The 17,407-nt window shown below is 64.1% G+C and carries 10 protein-coding genes and 1 pseudogene; 6 read left to right on the top strand and 5 right to left on the bottom strand.

The features are described from left to right. Positions 1–1,213: 1,213 nt before the first annotated feature. Positions 1,214–3,883, top strand: a complete 2,670-nt coding sequence (locus ACIQ09_RS17870) for an ATP-binding protein (RefSeq protein ID WP_398313024.1) — start codon at positions 1,214–1,216, stop codon at positions 3,881–3,883. A 51-nt stretch (positions 3,884–3,934) separates the two neighbouring features. Here the strand turns inward: ACIQ09_RS17870 and ACIQ09_RS17865 are convergent, their stop codons facing one another. Then, positions 3,935–5,929 (bottom strand): sigma-54-dependent Fis family transcriptional regulator, encoded by a 1,995-nt coding sequence (locus tag ACIQ09_RS17865; protein WP_398313022.1) that lies wholly within the window; start codon positions 5,927–5,929, stop codon positions 3,935–3,937. Between the two features lie 347 nt (positions 5,930–6,276). Here ACIQ09_RS17865 and ACIQ09_RS17860 point away from each other — a divergent pair, with 347 nt between their 5' ends. The 5 genes and pseudogenes from ACIQ09_RS17860 to ACIQ09_RS17840 all read left to right on the top strand — a co-directional run bounded on the left by ACIQ09_RS17860 (position 6,277) and on the right by ACIQ09_RS17840 (position 12,787). Then, complete coding sequence (locus tag ACIQ09_RS17860) at positions 6,277–8,424, top strand: hydantoinase/oxoprolinase family protein (RefSeq protein WP_398313020.1); 2,148 nt, start codon at positions 6,277–6,279, stop codon at positions 8,422–8,424. Between the two features lie 11 nt (positions 8,425–8,435). Then, positions 8,436–10,760, top strand: coding sequence for a hydantoinase B/oxoprolinase family protein (locus ACIQ09_RS17855; protein WP_398313018.1), 2,325 nt, complete (start codon positions 8,436–8,438; stop codon positions 10,758–10,760). Between the two features lie 39 nt (positions 10,761–10,799). Further along, positions 10,800–11,303 (top strand): acetone carboxylase subunit gamma, encoded by a 504-nt coding sequence (locus ACIQ09_RS17850; protein WP_398313016.1) that lies wholly within the window; start codon positions 10,800–10,802, stop codon positions 11,301–11,303. 92 nt (positions 11,304–11,395) lie between these two features. Further along, a pseudogene (locus tag ACIQ09_RS17845) lies at positions 11,396–12,079 on the top strand (CoA transferase subunit A); the annotation flags it as partial. A gap of 48 nt (positions 12,080–12,127) precedes the next feature. After that, a complete protein-coding gene (locus tag ACIQ09_RS17840) occupies positions 12,128–12,787 on the top strand; it encodes a 3-oxoacid CoA-transferase subunit B (RefSeq protein ID WP_398313028.1) in 660 nt (219 codons plus the stop codon). Between the two features lie 29 nt (positions 12,788–12,816). Here ACIQ09_RS17840 and ACIQ09_RS17835 read toward each other — a convergent pair whose 3' ends face one another. Genes ACIQ09_RS17835 through ACIQ09_RS17820 form a run of 4 tightly spaced genes read right to left on the bottom strand, consistent with a single transcriptional unit; the run spans position 12,817 to position 17,147 of the window. After that, entirely contained in the window at positions 12,817–13,554 is a 738-nt protein-coding gene (locus ACIQ09_RS17835) for a DUF2894 domain-containing protein (protein ID WP_398313014.1), read from the bottom strand. Continuing rightward, a complete protein-coding gene (locus ACIQ09_RS17830) occupies positions 13,547–14,215 on the bottom strand; it encodes an OmpA family protein (RefSeq protein WP_398313012.1) in 669 nt (222 codons plus the stop codon). Before ACIQ09_RS17830 ends, ACIQ09_RS17835 begins: the two co-directional genes overlap by 8 nt. Before the next feature lie 2 nt (positions 14,216–14,217). Then, positions 14,218–16,428: a DUF802 domain-containing protein gene (locus ACIQ09_RS17825; protein WP_398313010.1), complete on the bottom strand. Its 2,211-nt coding sequence runs from the start codon at positions 16,426–16,428 to the stop codon at positions 14,218–14,220. Positions 16,429–16,430: 2 nt separating this feature from the next. Continuing rightward, positions 16,431–17,147, bottom strand: coding sequence for a DUF3348 domain-containing protein (locus tag ACIQ09_RS17820; RefSeq protein WP_398313026.1), 717 nt, complete (start codon positions 17,145–17,147; stop codon positions 16,431–16,433). Positions 17,148–17,407 lie beyond the last annotated feature (260 nt).

The following is a 17,407-nucleotide window of genomic DNA, read 5'->3' as shown; positions in this document are numbered from 1 at the left end:
CTCGCAGGCCCGGATGCTGCTCTCTTGCTGCCTTCATGACTCCTCCTGGTGTGCGTTCAGGGGGTCAATTCTTCCTGTCGCCAGGGGGTCAATTTAATGTGTCACCTGACACAGGATCGATCAGAGATGCGATAATGAAGGCGTTCGAGAGGCTCCCATGGAGCTGCCGCTCTGGCGGGACGGACGTCGGCAAGGCCGGGGGTACCCCAGGCGAAGTGGTGATGCTCACCTGGCTTGCCAGGGTGTACAGCGGCTCAAGCTCTGGAATGCAGGCAGACCAATCACCTAGGATCAGACGCGCCCTTGAGGTCGCGATAGTATGCAAGGCTGTGCCAAGCCACTCCGGGTTCCTCTGGCTTTGGCAAACGAGCACGAGCAGCCGAAGCGTATCAAGACAGCCTGCGGCGTCAGCCCAATCTACGAGGGGGCGCCAAGTGTCTGAGAGAGCACGGGTCGTGGAAGTGGGCAGAGGCTGGGGGGCCTCAGAGCGGGTATCTAGCGTCAAATTGTGGGCTCAAGGGTGCGCGTTGGGGATGCCATCAAAGTGCTTCACCCCGATCATAGCGTCAAATATTCAACTATTTACCACTATTCATGCGCATTTTATCCGTTCTAAACAGATATTATTGACAACCCTCCGAAGGCGTCGGGCGCGCCAAACAAATCAATGGGTTGGATCGAAAGATCTGGCCCATTTTTGTTTTATGGCCCACAGCGTGGTCATTCTGCGGCCTGATTGCCGGACGATCTGACATCGCCCCCTCGCTGCGCTAACTCGCGGACAGCTCCCGCTGCCGTTTGAATGACTCCGTCTTCGGATTGTGCGCCAGGCGTTTTGATTTGACCGACGTGGAGCGGAATGCGGAAATCAAGGTTTGATTGAGATCGCTCAACATAACGAGCAACCCGTCTCAAACGCGGACGAGGCGTGGAGCACCGCGATCTCGTCGGTCTCAATGACCCGCTTCTGCAGCAGGTCCATGAGTACCGGTCTCGTGCGCTGCGAGCTCCATCGAACCCACTGTTTCCGCCTGACTCCGCGCGCAGGCAAACCTCCATCCCCTGCCCAACGGCTCAACCTTTCTCCATCCCGTCCGTAATGCCCTGATCCCCTGCGATTCGCCACAGGTGGAACGCACAAGCAGACAGGAGAAAACCCGGTGGAGATCCGGCAGTGAGCAGCCTTTCGTGGCAATCCCTGAGAACCCGGCTGGTGGCCGGGGCGCTGTTCGCGTCGGTGGTATCGATCTGGATCGTCGCGCTGGGGATAGGCCGGTACGTTCGTTCGGACATGGAGGCCGTCATCTCCGCACAGCAATTCTCGACCATTTCCATCATTGCCTCGGAGATCGACCGCTCCCTTGATGAACGCAATGGCGTTCTGAGCCAGCTGGCCCGACGTCTGGCGGCCTTGCCGAACCCGACTGCAGCCCAGGTCCAGTCGATGCTTGAGGCACAGGCGGGGGTCGAAGCGCTGTTCAACTGGGGCGTGATCGTCGTGGACGTGGACGGCATCGCCCGGGCCAGTGTGCCCACTCATCTGGATCGTGTGGGTACTGCCTATGGTGACCGGGCTTACTTCACGGCCCTGCGGACAACAATTGCGCCGATCATCACGCCTCCCATGGTCGGCCGCCGAACCGGCGTGCCCTTGATTACCTTTGCGATGCCCATCCATGGCGCTGACGGTCGATTTCGGGGTGCAGTGCTTGGCGTGACGAACCTGCAGGAACCCAATTTCCTCGACCAGATCAGCAGGGCAAAGTACGGGCACACCGGAGATTTCGTGATCACCGACAGCCGGACGCGGACCTACATCGCCTCGTCCGACAAGCGCCGGATCATGAGTGCGGGTCCCGCAGAAGGGGTGAATCCGATCTACGACCGCTACATCGCCGGACACGAGGGATCAGGCATAGCGGTGAGCTCCCGCGGTGTCGAGGAGCTCTCGTCCTCGGTGAAGATCGGTCAGACCAGCTGGCTCATGCAATCGGTCCTGCCGACCCGGGAGGCCTTCCTGGTCGCACGTCAGATCCAGCTGCGATTGATGGTGGCAGCTGTGGTGCTGACCCTTCTGACAGGCTTTGTCGCATGGTGGTGGGTACGTCGCCAGCTGCGACCACTCGAGAAATCAGCCGTCCTGCTGGATGAGATGCGCCAGGGCCAGCGGCCACGGGAGGCCCTGCCGGTCGAACGGGACGATGAAATCGGCAAGCTGGCCAATGCCTTTAACGGACTGCTCAAGGCCATCACGGACCAGGAGTCCCTTCTGACGCGGGTGGCGGCGACCGAGCAGGTGCGCAAGATCCTGACCCACGTCCCCGGGATGGTGTTCAAGTACCGCCAGCACCCCGACGGGACCGGTGCCTTTCCCTTTGCCAGCGAGGCCGTGCGCAGCCTCTACGGGGTCAGTTCGGACACGGTGGAGAACAACGCTTCAAGTATCCGCAAGCTGCTCGTGCAGGAGGATCGCGACCGGTTTTTTGCCTCCCTCCAACAGTCCGCCGAAACCATGCAACGCTGGCTCGTGGACTACCGCATTCAACTGGAGAACGGGCCGCTCAAATGGCTGCACGTGGACGCGATGCCGGAGCGGGGAGATGACGGCGGCACGGTGTGGTACGGGTTTGTCACGGATGTGACCGCCACCAAGACACTGGAGCATGAGCTGGACATGCACCGGGCGCACCTGGAGGAGCTCGTCCAGAAGCGCACCGAGGAGCTCGAAACAGCGCGCAACGCCGCCGAAGCGGCGAACATCGCGAAGAGCACCTTCCTGGCCAACATGAGCCACGAGATCCGTACGCCCCTGAACGCCATCACTGGCATGGCCTACTTGATGCAGAAGTCCGGTGCGACACCCGAGCAAACCGATCGCCTAAATAAGATTACCGCCGCCAGCAAGCACCTGCTGGAGATCATCGATTCGATCCTGGATCTGTCCAAGATCGAGGCTGGCAAACTGACCCTTGGTGCCGAACCCATCCACCTGCAGACCTTGCTCGACAACGTGGTGTCGATCATGAACGACCGGGCCGCAGGCAAGGGGATCCACCTGAAGGCGGACGCCGTTGTGGATCTGCCGGGTGTCATCGGTGATGGCACACGATTACGCCAGGCGCTGCTCAATTACGTGGGTAACGCCATCAAGTTCACCCAGCAAGGGTGTATCACCGTAAGGGCTAGCCTCGATGCGGAGGACGGCACCAGTGTGATGGTACGTTTCGAGGTTGAAGACACGGGAATTGGTATTCCACCTGCTGCGATCGGCAAGATCTTTCACGCCTTTGAGCAGGCCGACAGCTCCACGACACGGAAATATGGCGGCACCGGCCTGGGCCTGGCAATCACCCAGCGCCTCGCCGAACTGATGGGCGGGGAAGTGGGGGTCAGCAGCACGCCGGGCCAGGGCAGCACCTTCTGGCTGACGGCCCGGCTGGAACGTTGTGCTCCGCCCGGGACAGGCACAGGGCTGTCGGATCTGGCCCAGATAGAGGCCCGGCTGATGGCCATCGGCCCGGGCAAGTCTGTCCTGCTGGTGGAAGACGAACCGGTGTGTCAGATGGTGGCGGAGGAGCTTCTGTCAAACATGGGGCTGGCCGTCGACACTGCCGATGACGGCCAACAGGCCGTCCGGATGGCAACGGAAAAAGCCTACGACATTATCCTGATGGACATGCAGATGCCCCGAATGGACGGACTCACCGCCACACGTGGCATTCGCCGGCACCCCGGTTGTCAGTCCGTTCCCATCCTGGCCATGACAGCCAATGTCTTCAGTGAAGACCGCGCCAATTGCATGGCCGCCGGCATGAACGACTTCCTGCCCAAGCCAGTCGTGCCCGATCGGCTCTACGCCATGTTGCTGCGCTGGCTGGACTGAAGGTCGGCAGGAGGCTCTTCCTGCCCGATGGCCCTGGTGTCCCCGGGCAGGCTAATGTCTCGCCTCCCGCGCGCGGATGGCGGCCAGCTTGACGTAGAGGGTACTCCGCGAGATGCCCAAGGTTCGCGCTGCCAGCGACATATTGCCGTGGGCATGGGCGATGGCGTCCACCACGGCCTGATGCTCCACCTGCTCAAGACGCCCCGTTCCGCCTGCCGCACAGGGCTTGCCCAGCCCTTCAGCATGCTCGGCCAGCGCCCGGGCAATGGCCGGTGGCAACTGAGCGACATCGATGCCCTCCCCATCGCTGAGGGCAAACATGGCCTCAAACACGTTGCGGAGCTCACGGATGTTGCCGGGCCAGCGATAGCATTGAAATGCCCCGCGGACCGCCGGATCCAGCGCCTTCGGAGCACAGCCATACTTGGCCGCCAGGCTCTGGTTGAGGTGTTCCACGATGGTGTCGATATCGCCAGGACGCTCCCGCAGGGCCGGCAGACTCAGGCTCACGGCACACAGCCGGTGATAAAGGTCCTCCCGGAAGCGCCCGGCTTCGACTTCGGTCAGCAGATCCCGGTTGGTGGCCGCCACGATGCGGACCGCCACCTTGCGCTGACGGACATCCCCCAGGCGCACCACCTGCCCATCCTGGAGCACCCGCAGCAGGTGGGGCTGCAGGTCGAGGGGCATCTCGCCCACTTCATCGAGAAAGAGCGTCCCCCCGTCGGCCTGTTCGAACTTTCCTGCCAGGCCGCCCCGGCGGGCGCCCGTGAAGGCGCCCTCGACGTAGCCGAAGAGCTCGCTGGCCAGTAGCTCCCGCGTCAGGGCACCACAATTGACGGCCACGAAGGGACCACCAGGCCGCCCCCCCGCCCCATGCAGGGCGCGGGCAAAGAGCTCCTTGCCGGCGCCGGTCTCACCCAGCAGGAGCACGGGAAGATCGAGGGGCGCAATCCGTCGCGCACGTGCCTTGGACGCCTGCAACACCTCGCTCTCACCGATGATCTCGGCAAAGGCATCCGTCGCCCCATCGCCGACCGCAAGGGCCCGCGCCGATGACGACGGGGCCCGGTGGCCGCCTGCCCCCAGGGGAATCACCAGCAGCGTCCCCAACACCGTTTCGCCGTCCTTCACCGGGTGCAGCCATTCGGGCTGCAGCCAGGCCGGCCGGGCCCGCCGGCGGTCTGCCTCGGCGAGACCCAGGTTGAGGGCCACCAGTTGGGCGCCAACCTCGAAGGGGAGTCGTACGCCGTGGTGCTCCCGCGCCGCCTGCACGCTGCCCGAGGTCCGCACCACCCGGCCACGGGGATCGCAGAGCATCAGGCAATCGGTGCCGTAGCGGATGAAGTCATCCATCGCCCGGGCGAGCAGCCGCGCATGCAGGATGCCATCACGCCGGGCCAGCTCGCCTTCGATCTGTTTGGCCGCCGCCATCACCAGGGCCAGGCTGTGGCCATGGAAGGTCTCCTTGACCCCGGACACGTCCACCACACCCAGGAGGGTCCGGCCCAGGGGGTCGAGGATGGGCGCCGCCGCGCAGGTCCACCGTTTGACGTCGACACAGAAGTGCTCGCTGGCGTGGATCTGCACCGGCATGCCCGTGGCGATCGTGGTGCCGATGGCATTGGTCCCGATCAGCTCTTCGTTCCAGCAGCCGCCCGTCGCCAGATTGACGCCCTCCCCCGCGCTGCGGGCCCGCGACTCTCCATTGAGTTCAAGGATGGTGCCCCCCGGGTCGGTGAGCATGATCAGGGAGCCACACTCCCGGAGGATGTCCCGCAGCCCATCCAGGACCGGACGGGCCGCATCGCACAGCTCCCGGTGTTCGCCGAGCAACTGGTGCACCCGTTCATGGGCCACCGAGGGCGCACAGCGGCTCTCCGGATTGACCGCCTCGGAGCGGCAGCGCTGCCAGGAACTCAGAACCACGCTACGCACCCCGCCGACCTGCACCGACTGATGCTGCAGGAAGCGCTCCCAGGCGGTCGCGACGACGTGGTCGTCACCGATCCGGGGAATCAGGGTACCGCAGTGGGAAAAGGGCATGGGGCGCTCGGGCAGGCAGGTTGAAAGAACGTCGAATCTCTCTGAATAAGCTAGCTTCATTGAACCATTAAGTCAATAAATCTTCTTTTATATCAATAACTTGTGCAACGCAACAGAAGTCCCGGAAAGTGTCCGGATTCCGGACACCGGACAGCCCGATTCAGGATTCCGGACAGATTGACCCCGCTTTCAGCCTCCACCTCTGGCGCCATGCCAAATCGCGGAGAAGCTTGCAGCACAAGGCCTTCCCGTCGCTTGTCCGCTGCTGCCAGCCGCCCTGGCCCGCCCATTGCCATGAAAGAGACGTGGCGCTTCGCACCACACACACCAATGACAGGAGACACGACATGCAAGTCCAGCAGTCAAACGTGCAGGTGATGGGCATCGATGCCGGAGGCACGATGACCGACACCTTCTTCGTCCGCGCCGACGGGCGCTTCGTGGTCGGCAAGGCACAGAGCAATCCCGGCGACGAATCCCTGGCCATCTACAACTCGTCGGTCGACGCCTTGGCGCACTGGGGCCGGGAGGTGGATGACGTCTATCCGGAACTGGTCACCTGCGTCTATTCCGGGACCGCCATGCTCAACCGCATCCTGATGCGCAAGGGCCTCGACGTCGGCCTGATCTGCAACCGGGGCTTCGAACAGATCCACTCCATGGGCCGCGCCCTGCAGAGCTACCTGGGCTACGCCCTGGAGGACCGCATCCACCTCAACACCCACCGCTACGACGAGCCGCTGGTACCGGTGTCGCGCACCCGCGGCGTCACCGAACGCACCGACGTGCAGGGCCGGATCGTCATTCCCCTGCGTGAGGAGGAGGTGCGCCAGGCCACCCGCGAGCTGGTCGAAGCCGGCGCCCAGGCCGTCGTCATCTGCCTGCTCCAGTCCCACAAGAACGAGACCAGCGAGCAGCGCGCCCGGGACATCGTGCGGGAAGAACTGCAGCGGCTGAAGTCCGACATCCCGGTGTTCGCCTCGGTGGATTACTACCCCTCGCGCAAGGAAAGCCACCGGATGAACACCACCATCCTCGAGGCCTACGGCGCCGAGCCCTCCCGCCAGACGCTCAAGAAGGTCAGCGACCGCTTCAAGAAGCACGGCGCCAAGTTCGACCTGCGGGTCATGGCCACCCACGGCGGCACCATCAGCTGGAAGGCCAAGGAGCTGGCCCGTACCATCGTCTCCGGCCCCATCGGCGGGGTCATCGGCTCCAAGCTGCTCGGCGAATACCTGGGCGACGAGAACATCGCCTGCTCGGACATCGGGGGCACCAGCTTCGACGTGGCCCTGATCACCAAGGGCAGCTTCGCCATCAAGTCCGACCCGGACATGGCCCGCCTGGTGCTGTCCCTGCCCTTGGTGGCGATGGACTCGGTGGGTGCCGGCGCCGGCAGCTTCGTGCGCCTCGACCCCTACAGCAAGTCGATCAAGCTCGGCCCCGACTCCGCCGGCTACCGGGTCGGCACCTGCTGGCCGGAGAGCGGGCTGGACACGGTGTCGGTGTCCGACTGCCACGTGGTGCTGGGCTACCTCAACCCGGACAACTTCCTGGGTGGCGCCATCAAGCTGGACGTGCAGCGCGCCCGCGACCACATCAAGGCGCAGATCGCCGACCCGCTGGGCCTGTCGGTGGAAGATGCCGCCGCCGGCGTCATCGAGCTGCTCGACCTGACTCTGTCCGAATACCTGCGCGCCAACATCAGCGCCAAGGGCTACAACCCGGCCGAGTTCACCTGCTTCTCCTACGGCGGTGCCGGCCCGGTGCACACCTACGGCTACACCGAAGGCGTCGGCTTCAAGGACGTGGTGGTGCCCGCCTGGGCGGCCGGCTTCTCGGCCTTCGGCTGCGCCTGTGCCGACTTTGAGTACCGCTACGACAAGTCGGTGGATCTGGGTGTCGCCCAGTTCGCCCCCGACGCCCAGAAGGCTGCAGCCTGCACCACCCTGCAGGCGGCCTGGGAGGAACTGGCGGTCAAGGTCATCGACGAGTTCGTCATCAACGGCTTCAAACCCGAAGATGTGATGCTGATCCCCGGCTACAAGATGCAGTACATGGGCCAGCTCAACGACCTGGAGATCGTCTCGCCGGTGAGCAGTGCCGGCACGGCTGCGGACTGGGACAAGATCGTCGACAGCTTCGAGACCACCTACGGCCGCGTCTATGCCAGCTCGGCCCGCTCGCCGGAGCTGGGCTTCTCGATCACCGGCGCCATCCTGCGCGGCATGGTCGTGACGCAGAAACCGGTTCTGCCCGAAGACCCGGATGCCGGCCCGACGCCACCTCAGGAGGCCTACCTCGGCACCCGCCCCTTCTACCGCCACAAGAAGTGGGTCGAGGCCGCCCTGTGGAAGATGGAATCCCTTAAGGCCGGCAACCACATCACCGGCCCCGCCATCATCGAATCCGATGCCACCACCTTCGTCGTGCCCGATGGTTTTGAAACCACCATCGACAAGCACCGCCTGTTCCATCTCAAAGAAGTGAAGTGAGGAGACCAATCATGAACATGATGAGCAACAAGGAATTCGGCATCGGCAACCTGCTGGCCAGCGGCCTGACCCTCAAGCAGCACCGCGACGCCATCATCGAACGCACCCAGAGCAGCGGCTATTACAACGGGCTGGAAAAGCTGGAGCTGCGCGACAGCGACCCGATCGGCTACGAGAAGCTGTTCTCCAAGCTGCGCGGCGGCCTGGTGCACGCCCGCGAAACCGCCAAGAAGATCGCCGCCAGCCCCATCGTCGAGCAGGAAGGCGAACTCTGCTTCACCCTCTACAACGCCGCCGGCGACTGCGTCCTGACCTCCACCGGCATCATCATCCACGTCGGCACCATGGGCGCGGCGATCAAGTACATGATCGAGAACAACTGGGAGGCCAACCCGACAATCAACCCCGGTGACATGTTCACCACCAACGACTGTGCCATCGGCAACGTCCACCCTTGCGACATCGCCACCATCGTGCCGATCTTCTGGGAAGGCAAGCTGATCGGCTGGGTCGGCGGCGTCACCCACGTCATCGACACCGGCTCGGTGACCCCGGGCTCCATGTCCACCGGCCAGACCCAGCGCTTCGGCGACGGCTACATGATCACCTGCCGCAAGACCGGTGTGAACGACGAGCCCCTGCGCGACTGGCTGCACGAATCCCAACGCTCGGTACGCACCCCCAAGTACTGGATCCTCGACGAGAAGACCCGCATCGCCGGCTGCCACATGATCCGCGAGCTGGTCGAGGACGTGATCCGCGCCGACGGCCTCGACGCCTACATGAAGTTCTCCCACGAGGTCATCGAGGAAGGCCGCCGCGGCCTGATGAGCCGCATCAAGGCCATGACCCTGCCCGGCAAGTACCGCAAGGTGTCCTTCGTCGACGTGCCCTACAAGCATGACGACGTGCAGGTCTCCAACGCCTTCGCCAAGCTCGACTCGATCATGCACTCGCCCTGCGAGATGACCATCAAGCCGGACGGCAAGTGGCGGCTCGACTTCGAGGGCGCCAGCCGCTGGGGCTGGCACACCTTCAACGCCCACCAGGTGGCCTTCACCTCCGGGATCTGGGTGATGATGTGCCAGACCCTGGTGCCCACCCAGCGCATCAACGACGGCGCCTACTACGCCACCGAGTTCCGCCTGCCCAAGGGCACCTGGTGCAACCCGGACGACCGCCGCACCGGCCACGCCTACGCCTGGCACTTCCTGGTGTCCGGCTGGGCCGCCCTGTGGCGCGGACTGTCCCAGTCCTACTTCAGCCGCGGCTACCTGGAGGAGGTCAACGCCGGCAACGCCAACACCTCCAACTGGCTGCAGGGCGGCGGCATCAACCAGGACGGCGAGATCCACGCGGTGAACAGCTTCGAGGCCAGCTCCTGCGGCACCGGCGCCTGCGCCGTCAAGGACGGCCTCAACCACGCCGCCGCCATCTGGAACCCGGAAGGCGACATGGGTGACATCGAGATCTGGGAAATGGCCGAGCCGCTCCTCTACCTCGGCCGCAACGTCAAGGCCAACTCCGGCGGCTACGGCAAGTACCGCGGCGGCTGCGGTTTCGAGACCCTGCGCATGGTGTGGAACGCCCAGGACTGGACCATGTTCTTCATGGGCAACGGCTTCATGAACAGCGACTGGGGCATGATGGGCGGCTACCCCTCGGCCACCGGCTACCGCTTCGAAGCCCACAAGACCGGCCTCAAGGAGCGCATCGCCATCGGTGACTCCCTGCCCCTCGGTGGCGACCTCGACCCGTCCCGCCCCGACTACGAGCGCCACCTGGACGCCACCGCCGTGGTCAAGCGCGACAAGCAGTGCATCACCACCGAAGACTGCTACGACAACCACGACCTCTACCTCAACTACCTGCGCGGCGGCCCCGGCTTCGGCGACCCCATCGACCGCGAGGTCAAGGCCATCGAGAACGACCTCAACCAGAAGTTCCTGCTGCCGGAGTACGCGCAGAAGGTCTATGGCGCGGTGTTCACCCAGGACGCCAAGGGCGTGTTCACGGTCGATCCGGCGCGGACCCAGGCCCGCCGTGCCGAGATCCGCAAGGAACGCCTGGCCCGCGCCCTGCCGACCCGCGAGTGGATGAAGGAAGAACGCGAACGCATCCTCAACAAGCACGCTGCCGTGCAGGTGCAGCACATGTTCGCCACCAGCTTTGCCCTGTCCGAGAAGTTCACCCAGCAGTTCAAGGACTTCTGGAACCTGCCGGCCGACTGGCAGGTGCTGGAAGAAGAGCTGGGCGTGCCCACCTACGGCTCCAAGCACCGCATGGACCTCTCGCTGATGCCCGACGTCACCACCGTCGTCCAGGTCGAAGAGTGACCGTCCGTCCCAACGACACCCCGAATCAAGGAGCAAGAAATGTCATACACGAATGAACAGGTCGCCCATCTGGTCGAAGGCTCGCTGGACTGGGAAACCACTTTCCGCATGCTGTCCATGCCCAAGGACAACAGCCGCTTCGAGCAGTATGTCGCGGCCTTGCAGGCCAAGGTCAGCTTCAAGGACCGCATCGTGCTGCCGCTGGCACCGCACATGTACATCGTGCAGTCGGCCAAGACCAAGCAGTGGATCATCAAGTGCGACTGCGGCCACGAGTTCTGCGACTACAGGGAGAACTGGAAGCTGCACGCCTCGATCTACGTGCGCGACACCGAAGAGGCGATGACCGAGGTCTATCCGAAGCTGATGGCGCCGGATACCCAGTGGCAGGTCTACCGGGAGTACTACTGCCCCACCTGCGGCACCCTGCACGACGTCGAGGCACCGACCCCGTGGTATCCGGTGATCCATGACTTCGAACCGGACATCGAGGCCTTCTATAAGGAATGGGTGCATCTGCCGGTCCCCGAACGCGCCGACTGAGGCCCGCCCAGGCCTGATCCGGGGCGGCGGCCCCCTCCCGACCGCCGCCCCACACCACAACACATCCAACAGCACATCGGGGACTGCACCCAATGAACAAGGTATTCCCAACGAGCGACGCCGCCCTCGACGGCCTCCTCTTCGACGGCATGACCATCGCCGCCGGCGGCTTCGGCCTGTGCGGCATCCCGGAGAACCTCATCGCCGCGCTCTTGCGCGCCGGTACCCGCGGGCTGACCATCGTCGGCAATAACGCCGGGGTGGACGACTTCGGCATGGGGCCGCTACTCAAGACGCGTCAGGTGAAGAAGGTGGTCGCCTCCTATGTGGGCGAAAACAAGGAGTTCGAGCGCCAGGTCCTGGCCGGCGAACTGGAGCTGGAACTGGTCCCCCAGGGCACTCTGGCCGAAAGGCTGCGGGCCGGCGGCGCCGGCATTCCCGGCTTCTTCACCCGCACCGCCTTCGGCACTCGGCTGGCGGAAGGCAAGGAAACCCGCCTCTTCGACGGCCGCGAATACGTACTCGAACCCGCCATCCATGCCGACCTGGCCATCGTCAAAGCCTGGAAGGGTGACCGCGCCGGCAACCTGGTCTTCCGCAAGACCGCGCGCAACTTCAATCCGATGATCGCTACCTGCGGCCGCACGACCATCGCCGAGGTCGAGGAGCTGGTTGAGCCCGGCCAGCTGGACCCCGATCAGATCCACACCCCCGGCATCTACGTGGACCGCATCATCCAGGGCAGCGCCTACGAAAAGCGCATCGAGTTCCGCACCACAGCGGGTGCCGCCTCCCCGGGCAAGCACGACCCGGTACGCGACGCCATGGCCCGGCGAGCCGCCCAGGAACTACGCAACGGCTACTACGTGAACCTGGGCATCGGCATTCCGACCCTGGTCGCCAATTTCATCCCCGATGGCATGCAGGTGACCCTGCAGTCGGAGAACGGTCTGCTCGGCATTGGCCCCTTCCCGCCGGACGAGGACATCGACCCGGACCTCATCAACGCCGGCAAGCAGACCATCACCAGCCTGCCGGGCAGCAGCTTCTTCTCCAGTGCCGACTCCTTTGCCATGATCCGCGGCGGGCATGTGGACCTGTCCATCCTCGGCGGCCTGGAAGTCTCGGCAACCGGTGACCTGGCCAACTGGATGGTGCCTGGCAAGATGGTCAAGGGCCCGGGTGGCGCCATGGATCTTGTCTCCGGCGTCGGACGCGTGATCGTGCTGATGGAACACACCGCCCGGGACGGCACGCCCAAGATCCGCTCCCACTGCACGCTGCCGCTGACCGGCAAAGGGGTAGTCCACATGATAATCACCGAACTCTGCGTGTTTGAGGTCAATCCGGGGGCTGGACTCACCCTGATCGAACTGCAACCGGGCGTCAGCCTGGATGAAGTGCGGGCCAGGACCGGCTGCTCCTTCTCCATACGCCGCGGCGTGGCCTGGCGTCTCGCTGCAGATTTCGACACCTGTCAGTAGAACCGGCACTGCGGCAAGGCGGCGGACACTCAACCGGGCCTGGCGCGCCCCGGCTTTCGCCCCTTGTCGCGCTCACCCCGCGCCTTGGCCACCTTGGGTGCCGGCCTGGACCCACTGTCGGCCTGTTCCAGCCAGAGCAAGCCATCCACATAGGACATGAAGTGCTGGAGGTATTCGGGCGAGGTGTCCCGCATCAGTTCGAGGGACTGCAGCGCCAGGATGTGGGAGTTGAGGGGGCCGGCGTTGTCGGGGGCCTGGGCCAGAGCCGAACTGAGTTGCTGATTGACGCTGAGCTTCAGCCAGGCGTCCCGGAAACAGGCGACCGATCTCAGCTCATCACTGAGCTCATGCACCTCCGCACCAACGTCACGCCCTGCTCCAGGCAGCGCCTCGCGGGGGACCTGGCGTAGCTGATCCAGGAGTTCTCCAAACACGCGGGCGCCCTGACCTACACGAAGCCTGACCAAGGCGTGCTTCAGGCGCCGGAAATCACCCTCATGATGGCAGCGGCTCAGTTCATCAGCGGCATCGGGATGATCTTTGATTGCAAGGGCGAGATCACCAGCAGCAACAGCACTTGCCTGCTCGAAACGCGTGCGGTAATCCTCCAGCGCGGCGTCCAGCTTGCTGTCGAGCAGGCGTCTGGCCTCACCCTGGCGCGACGCGGCACGGCCGGCCAGGGCCTCGATAAACCGAAAGCGGACCGGATCGAAGCGGGCCGCGCCCTGCAGACGCAGGGCCTGCAGAACATCGCCGACTTCAGTCACGAGACGCCGCCGCCGGCCCCGGGGGGGTGCCTGCGCTCCCCTTCGACGATTTGGGCACAGGCGCCATCTCCACCCGCCGGTTCTGCGAACGCCCCTGGGCATCGGCATTGGACGCTACCGGCTGCTCCGGTCCGAAGGCGGCGGCAAAGATGGAGGAGGACGGGATTCCCTCCTCGATCAGCGTTCGGGTGACGGTCAGCGCCCGCTGGGCCGACAACTCCCAGTTGTCATCAAACTGGCGGTTGCTGTCGCGTACCGGCCGGTCATCGGTGAAGCCACTGACCATCAGCATCTCGTCACGGGTGCCGAGGTAGGCCGTCAGTGGCGCAGCCAGGGTCTTGAGGAGCACCCGGCCTTCCGGCTGTAGCTGATCCGAATTGAGGGCAAACAACACGCTGCCGCTGATGCCGATGCGCCCGTTGTTCAGGGTTACCCGGCCCGAGGCCAGGGGCCCTGCCAGGGCTTGCTCCAGAGCCACTCGGCGTTGCTCCTCGACCTTGCGCTTCTGCACCTCGGTCTCCAGGCTGCTTGCCAGCTCCAGATGCACGCCGAGCACACCCACCAGGATCAGCACGAACGCACCGAGCAGACCCGACATCAGGTCGCCGAATACGGCCCAGATTGGCGCGGCGTGCTCGATGCCGCCGTCGATCTCGTCCATGCTCACGCCCCGCCGGCCATGGGCGCGGTTCTCCCGGCCAGCCCCTGCAGATCCTCGATGACCTGCTTCTGCGACATGATGCTCAGGTCGATGACCTCCCGCGCCTGGGCCACGTAATAGGCGAGTTGCTCATCACTCTTCGCCATGGACGCCGACAGGGCCGCCTCGATGCGCCCCAACGCATCCATCAACTTCTCGTTGGATTCGCTGAACAGATGAACCCCATGCCCAAAGGCTTCACTCAGGCTCGACACCTCGACCGCACCAAGTTCAATCTGCGCCGCGATGCCGTTCATCCGCCCCGCCTCCGCCTCCATCCGCGATTCGAACCGGGTACCAACACGTTCCAGCAGCGCTGCGGACGTGCCGACCAAGGCGTCAATAGCCTGCCGCTGATCGGTGGAAGCGTGCGTGATGGCATCCAGCAGGGTACCCAGCGTCTCCATGATGCGAGAGCGCTCCTGGAGCATCGTGTTGTCGCGCGCCATGCTGGCGGAAAGCTCCTGACGCAGCTGGGCAATCACCTCTGCCGCCGCCTTGGGTGCCTCGGACGCGGTCTGCATCAGGTGTGCAACTTCTTCGATGGTTCGGGTCGCCTGAGCCGCGGTCGTGGCCCCAATCTGCCGTGCACTCTCTTCCAGCGCAGCGAACAACCCTTGCTGACGATTGTGGGCCTGCTCGCCCGCAGCTTGCCACCCCTTCTGCAGGCTTGAAGCCATCGACTCCACCGCCTCCGTGAGCGCATCGAGGCGCTGTTGATCCTGGGCCGCCGACGCCTCCTGCAGCGCCGCATGAGAGGCGCCCACCGAGGCCAACAGGCTGGCAGACGTTTGCTCGAAATGCCCGACGGTGGCCGCGAGCGCCGCCTGCGTCTCGCGCCCCATGCTGATGCTGCTTTGTTCATGCCGGCCGAGCGCCTCCGACCAGCTTGCGCTTGCCTGGGTGGCAGTTCGTTCGAAGCGGCTGCTCAGCTCTTCCAACTGGCTCTGGGTGGCCTGCGTCAACCCCGCATGCAAGGTCTTTGTCTCATCCACCAGCGTCCTGGTGACGCTGGCCAGATCTGCCTGCAGCGCGCCATGGGTGCGCTCGACCGTCGCCAGCAAGGACGCGGACTGCCTCTCAAAGGTGTCCGTATGGGCGGTGAGGGTCTGCTTCAGCTCGCTGTTCAATGCATCGCCGGTCTGCTCGTGCCGCGCCAACGCACATGTCCAGGTCTCGGAGACTGCACTCACCGAGCGGTCGAAGCGGGCCGAGACACCGTCGAGCTGCGCCTCGACCGTGCTGGCGAGCTTCTGATACAAAGTGGCCGTCTCCTGCGCAATGCCTGACATGGTCGTCTCCACCGCCGGGCGAATGGTATCGCCGGCAATCCGGGCGCTTTCCATCAGGCTGTGCTTGAGTGAGGCGTCCACGGATGCAGCGAGCTCGGCGTAGATCACCCGGGCTTCCCTGTGATGGCTTTCCTGGCTGGCCAGCAGGCGCTCACCCAGCTGCTGGCTGTGTCGCTCCATCTGCTCCATCATGCCGTGGAGCTTGTCCACGACATGGGGCAAGGCCTGAGCCTGCATCTGCAGGGCCTTGAACGTCTCCTGGCGCTGATATGCCAAGGAAAACCCCCGCAGCACCGTGGCAATGCGGGAATCAAGCATCTGCGAGACCTGCAGCCGCTCACGCCGGCACAGGGTCGACATCAGCCCGAGCAGGGCCGATGCCGCCACCCCCGCCACGGACGTTCCGAAAGCCACCCCAAGGCCCTTCACTGGCGCGGCAAGGGACGCCCGGATGGTCTGCAGGTCGGTCGTGCTTTCCAGGGCCAGCACCGCGCCATTGAGAGTCACCACCATCCCCAGGAAGGTTCCCAGCATGCCCAGCAAGACAAGAAGTCCCACCAGATAGGGCGTCACCGATGGTGCAGGCAATCCCACCCTCTCACCTTCGACCCTCAGACGCACGGCGTTATGCAGGGAGGGGTGAAAGCTCAGGATCCAACTGTCGAGAGCCGACAGGCCGTCCGGAATGGACGCCAATGCCTGCGACAAGGACGCAGTCGCCTGATTGAAACGCTTCAGCTCGAACGCACCTGCAAGATAGACCACGCCGATCAGCAAAGTCATCAGCAGCGCCAGCGGGCTGCCCCCGACATAGCCCAGCGCCACCCAGGCGATGACTGCCAGTCCGAGGACGAAGGCCCCCCAATACATGCTGTTCTTCATTGTTACCCTGTACCTTCCTTATCAAACGCCTCCAGGAGCCCGAGTGCCGGCTGCAAACGAAGATCCAGTTCCGCAAACAATACGGCCTGCATATCCCTGCAGAAGGCTGCCAGCCAGACGCCAGGTGCCAGATCATCGCCACCCTCCGTAGCCTGGTTCATCAGGGTCTCGAAGCGCTTGCCGAGAAAAGTCGGCAAGGCAGCGAGCAAACCTCGCTCACGTGTGCCAAGGGCTCGCTCAAGTTCTCCGTCCAGCGCTGCCAGATGCCTCAAGGCGGGGGAGCACGTCGACGCCGCCATACGCACCTGAGCACGCAGAGTGGCTACCGCCGTCTGCATGCTGCGCTGATGGGCGAGATAAGACCGATGGTAAGGGATGAACTCGACGGCGCTCTCAGTAGAGAAATGTGCTGACGCAGCGACTGTGCTGGAATCCAGCTGCTTGTCCGAACGAATCGCATCCATTAGGGATGCGCGAACGCGGTCAAACTCGGCGCGCAATCCAGACACATCCATACCCTGACCACTCCGATCCATCCCGTCCGACGAGCCGCCATGCAATACGGAATAGAGCGAGATCGCATCCTTGAAATCCAGCCATTGGCCCAGTCTGTCACCGAGTGACTGCCGTGAGTCGGCAAGATCCGCCACCGCCATATCCTCAAGCACTCGAATGAGTCTACAGCGATGAAAACGCCCGCGCGGCACACCTCGCGTCATACCAGGAGCTAGCATCCAAAAATCCGACAAGGCTACTACAGAACGCGAACCCGACATGCAGACACAGGGGCCGAAGCTCCGAGAGCTGCCGGTGAAGTGGTCAAGCCTTTCCGGCTCTGTCCATCAAAAGCCAAACCCCCTGTCGCCGTTTAAGCGCAGGGGGTTTGATGGGGTAAGTCTGACGATGACCTACTTTCACGCACGCGAGTGCACTATCATTGGCGCGGTCTCGTTTCACTGTCCTGTTCGGGATGGGAAGG

The organism is Zoogloea sp. (genome assembly GCF_044344315.1).
In the GTDB taxonomy this organism is placed as follows: Bacteria; Pseudomonadota; Gammaproteobacteria; order Burkholderiales; family Rhodocyclaceae; genus Zoogloea.
The sequence above is the reverse complement of the archived record's forward strand: the minus strand, read 5'-3'. Positions and strand labels throughout refer to the sequence as shown.